The organism is Paraburkholderia sp. Ac-20342 (assembly GCF_017104985.1).
Classification (GTDB): Bacteria; Pseudomonadota; Gammaproteobacteria; order Burkholderiales; family Burkholderiaceae; genus Paraburkholderia.
Genome location: NZ_JAAGPQ010000185.1, coordinates 1 through 4,112, shown reverse-complemented (window position 1 = coordinate 4,112; position 4,112 = coordinate 1). Strand labels below are relative to the sequence as shown.

The following is a 4,112-nucleotide window of genomic DNA, read 5'->3' as shown; positions in this document are numbered from 1 at the left end:
GCTCAATATAGCCACGTCGATCACTCCGTTCCCCCGCCCGTTGCCGAGCAGGTCAGTGTTCTACGTGGGTCAAGATTCGATGCAAATTACTGCCGAGGGTGGGTCAGGATTCCGTGCAAATCAACACCTGGTCATCAACCATAAGCTCCAGCGCAACTTTTGCTTTGGCGATTTCCCAAGCGACGGGTTCGAACCACGTTGCCAACGAATCAGCATTGACAGCGATGGCTATTCGAGGCCACGGTGCAGCCAATGGCTTGATGCGCCGTAAGGTATCGGCTTCGAGCACCTTGAGCTTTCGGATATGTCGAAGTAGCACCTCGCCCGCAGGCGTTGGGATATTGCCATCGCGTACCAATAGAGGTGACCCAAGCGCCTCCTCCAGCGCTTTAAGACGCTGCGACACGGCACCCCGTGTAACGTTTAAAGCCGCAGCGGCCTCTCCGAAGTGTCGCATCTCCACTACGGCTGCAAATGCTTCAAGTTGCTGACGATCGATAATCATGCTGCTCTTTCACTCGTCAATGCCGAGCCATGGATTCCTGACGAAATCTCCCCTCAACTTTTACGCACTTTCATTTACGGTAGTGCTCTCGTCAGTCGTCCAGACTGAATATCAATAAACTTCAACGGTTGCCTCAATTTCGACAGCCATACCAGAGGGCAAAGAGTTTGAGCCTGTTGCAATCCGCGCGTGCAAACCTGGCTCCCCTAGTACCGAATACATCAGGTCCGAGGCGCCATTCATTACCTTCGCATGCTCGGTAAACGTTGACTCGCACTGAATAATTCCGGCCATACGAATAATCCGCACAATGCGGCTCAGATCGCCGTCGAGCATCCGGGAAAGATGACTCAGGATATTCAATGCACACAACTGCGCAGCTCGCTGACCGTCCTCGATGCTCAGATCGGTTCCAACTTTCCCGGCGTATCGAAGTTCGCTATCCCAGCGCGGTCCTTGACCGGCAACCTGGATAACGTTCCCCGAACGCACTGCAGGTAAATAACTGCCTCGAGGAACACTTGCAGGCGGTAGCGACAAGCCCAATTCTGCCAAACGTGCTTCCGTTGATTTCTTGCCATTCATTTGAGATGCCTCCTGTCGGGTTCTTTCAATTAGCGAACCTCAGCTCACTGCTTGAGCCAACGCGGTTCGAAACACATCTGCGTCCACGTTTCCTCCGCTCGCCACCAGTACAACGGTCTTTCCGGATACATCTGCCTTGCCACTGAGCACCGCCGCGAGGGGAGTTACACCGCCGGGTTCAACAACAAGCTTCAGCGTGTCAAAGGCTACACGCATCGCACGACGCACCTCATTGTCGTCAACGACCAAACTTCCAGAGAGAAGCCGCTTGTTGATTGGGAACGTCAGTTCACCCGGCGATATAGTTTGCAAGGAATCGCAAATCGACTGTGCCCCGGGGGCATTTGAAACTTGCTTGCCTTCTGCCAACGAACGCGCGGTGTCGTCGAACCCTGCCGGTTCGACAGCGTAGATTCTTGCTTGCGCGCATTGTGCGTGAATCGCCGTTGCGACGCCTGCAATCAGGCCTCCACCGCCTGCCGCTGCGAGGACAATTTCCGCCGTTGCACCAATTTCCTGCAGCTGCTGAACGATTTCCAGTCCAATGGTCCCTTGCCCGGCCATGATGCGAGGGTCGTCATAAGGCGGAACCGTAACGGCACCTGTGCGTTCTGCAATATCACGCGCAATAGCTTCGCGGTCGTCGGCTCTACGATCGAACAGCCGCACTGTTGCGCCGTAATTTCGCACACCGTCGATTTTGGCACGCGGTGCGTCCGACGGCATGACGATGGTAGCTTTCATGCCCAACCGAGCGCATACGGCCGAAATTGCCAGTGCGTGATTGCCCGAGGAAAAGGCAACGATACCGAGTGGCCGCTGCTCATCGGTCATCTGAAGCACGCGGTTGCATGCTCCGCGATATTTGAATGAACCCGTTTTCTGAAGATTTTCCGCTTTGACAAGTACCCGAGCACCTGCCAAACAGTTCAACGCTTCACTCTCTAGCAATGGCGTACGAACGACATACTGCTGAATTCGAGCGTGAGCAGCTTGAATGTCTGCAACGGAAAGGTCGCAAGCAGCAGAATCGGTCATAGTATTTCTGAGTGGAGTGGTGACTACGGGAACATCAATTGATTTAGCCAAGCGATTGCAACAACAACCTATTCGCCAGATCTTACAGCGCTGAAGGTCGTTGGATGATCACGCATGACGTTACGTCCATGCAGTTGGTAAGGAGCTAGGTCAAGTGCGGGGGCGCGGCGGCACAGTGTATCCACGACAAGTTTCGAAGACGCCGCCGCAAGCGTGAATCCAAGTGACCCTTGCCCGGTGTTGAGCCACAGATTGGAAAAATGCGTCGGCCCCAAGAAAGGCTTGCTATCAGGGGTCGTCGGTCGCGCCCCGGTCCAAATCTGGGCAGCACTGTAATCGCCGGCCTCGGGCATTGTGCTTTCCGCTTGCGACTTCAGAAGTTGGATGCGTGTAGCGTCCTCACGAGACCCTTCCGGGGTCATGTCGACCATCCCAGCAATCCGGAGTTGTTGACCAAGTCGCGCATAGACAATCTTGTGATGCAGGTCAGTTACACTAATGTCAGGAGCAACATTACCTTCACCGACCGGAACTGTCAGGCTGTAGCCCTTTAGTGGAAGCATCGGCAGCCGGATACCCAGCGGCCTCAAAAGTTCGCGGCTGCCGTTGCCCAGCGCCACGACATATTCGTCCGCGACGATGTCACCGTTGGACGTGAGCGCTGCAACGATTTTGCCGTTTTCCTGACGCAAGCCGCGAAGAGAAGTTTCGTACAAGAAACGTACGCCCAACTCCTCCGTCGCCGTTCGACCCAGTTCTCGGGTAAAGAGAAAACAGTCACCAGTCTCCTCGGACGGCGTGTAGATGCCACCAACAAGCTTGTCTCCAATCGAAGCGAGTGCTGGTTCTGCGCTCACGCACGCTGTGGCGTCAAGCGCGGTTTGCTCAGTACCAAAGCTGGCCTGGAACTCCATCAGCCTGCGCGCACCGTCGAATTCGTCCGCATCCCGATATACGACCAACTTGCCACTCTTGCGAAAGGCGAAATCGATTTGCACATCCGTCATCAATTGGTGCATCGTCTCCCGGCTGTACGCGCCTAGCTGCAGCAACTCGATAGTGGTCTGGCGACTGCGAGCTCGCGTACAGTTTCGAAGGAATTCGGCACACCAGGCCCACTGAGCGAAATCGAGACTGGGGTGAAATCGCAACGGCGCACTTCGACTTAGAAGCCAAGCAGGTAAATGACTCAGAACGGAGGGTCCGGCCAACGGAGCGACGTAGCTGTAACTTAACTGACCTCCATTGGCGAAGCTAGCCCCTACACCGGTCTCAGAGCGCTGCTCCACCACGGTGACCTTGAAACCTTCCCGGGCGAGGAAATAGGCAGTGGTAACGCCGACCACACCACCACCGAGGACGCATACGTGCATTTGTCTCTTGCTCGAAAGTTTGTCCCGGACTACCCGCCGGGACACGTCGGGCGCCCAACAATTCCGGCGCAAGAGCAGTATGGGATGACGAGCTGCGCGTCGCAATTGACAAATCAACGCTCGGCATAACCGTGAGTTAAGCGTCGCCTAAAAGTCGCTCCTTTGGCGTTTCGCCCCATCCCATAATGTAGCTAGATAGGGGTAAGTCTCTACAGGCTACCGCGAACCCAGAGCACCGTCCGGTGGCCCCGTATAACCAGTAGTTATGCTACGCAAAAAAACACATTAACTTCGGATGAGAGTGCTGACATGGGCACTCTCGCCGTCACTGCAGCAGACTGATAGCCAATCTATAGGGTAAACTTATTTACGTCTTTTACGGTTAAACCGACCCGTCGTCGGTCAGGCACCAGCGGTTGAGGGAGACGTCAACCCAAGAGCCGACCTTCTTCACTGGTAGCATTGACATATGCGTCTGCGTCACATTGTAGTGGTCAACTGATTCCGGACACTGCGTTAAGTTTTTCTTCCGCGACAGCCGGCGCCAGTCCGTCATTGAACTGATGCGGCCGTATCCAGTTGTACCTATGCATCAGGTAGTGACTGATATC

General features: G+C 55.0%; 4 protein-coding genes. All 4 read right to left on the bottom strand.

The features are described from left to right. Window positions 1–103 precede the first annotated feature (103 nt). A complete protein-coding gene (locus G3N58_RS33455; RefSeq protein WP_241017346.1) occupies window positions 104–505 on the bottom strand; it encodes a LysR family transcriptional regulator in 402 nt (133 codons plus the stop codon). Between the two features lie 111 nt (window positions 506–616). Beyond that, window positions 617–1,090, bottom strand: coding sequence for a RidA family protein (locus G3N58_RS33450; RefSeq protein WP_205989644.1), 474 nt, complete (start codon window positions 1,088–1,090; stop codon window positions 617–619). 39 nt (window positions 1,091–1,129) lie between these two features. Next, window positions 1,130–2,128, bottom strand: a complete 999-nt coding sequence (locus G3N58_RS33445; RefSeq protein ID WP_206001326.1) for a threonine/serine dehydratase — start codon at window positions 2,126–2,128, stop codon at window positions 1,130–1,132. A 68-nt stretch (window positions 2,129–2,196) separates the two neighbouring features. Beyond that, window positions 2,197–3,501, bottom strand: a complete 1,305-nt coding sequence (locus G3N58_RS33440) for a D-amino acid dehydrogenase (protein WP_206001325.1) — start codon at window positions 3,499–3,501, stop codon at window positions 2,197–2,199. Between the last annotated feature and the right edge of the window lie 611 nt (window positions 3,502–4,112).

Excerpts from the sequence above, each read along its gene's own strand:
- G3N58_RS33455 (WP_241017346.1), bottom strand. The coding sequence starts at position 505 with ATGATTATCGATCGTCAGCAACTTGAAGCATTTGCAGCCGTAGTGGAG.
- G3N58_RS33450 (WP_205989644.1), bottom strand. The coding sequence starts at position 1,090 with ATGAATGGCAAGAAATCAACGGAAGCACGTTTGGCAGAATTGGGCTTG.
- G3N58_RS33445 (WP_206001326.1), bottom strand. The coding sequence starts at position 2,128 with ATGACCGATTCTGCTGCTTGCGACCTTTCCGTTGCAGACATTCAAGCT.
- G3N58_RS33440 (WP_206001325.1), bottom strand. The coding sequence starts at position 3,501 with ATGCACGTATGCGTCCTCGGTGGTGGTGTGGTCGGCGTTACCACTGCC.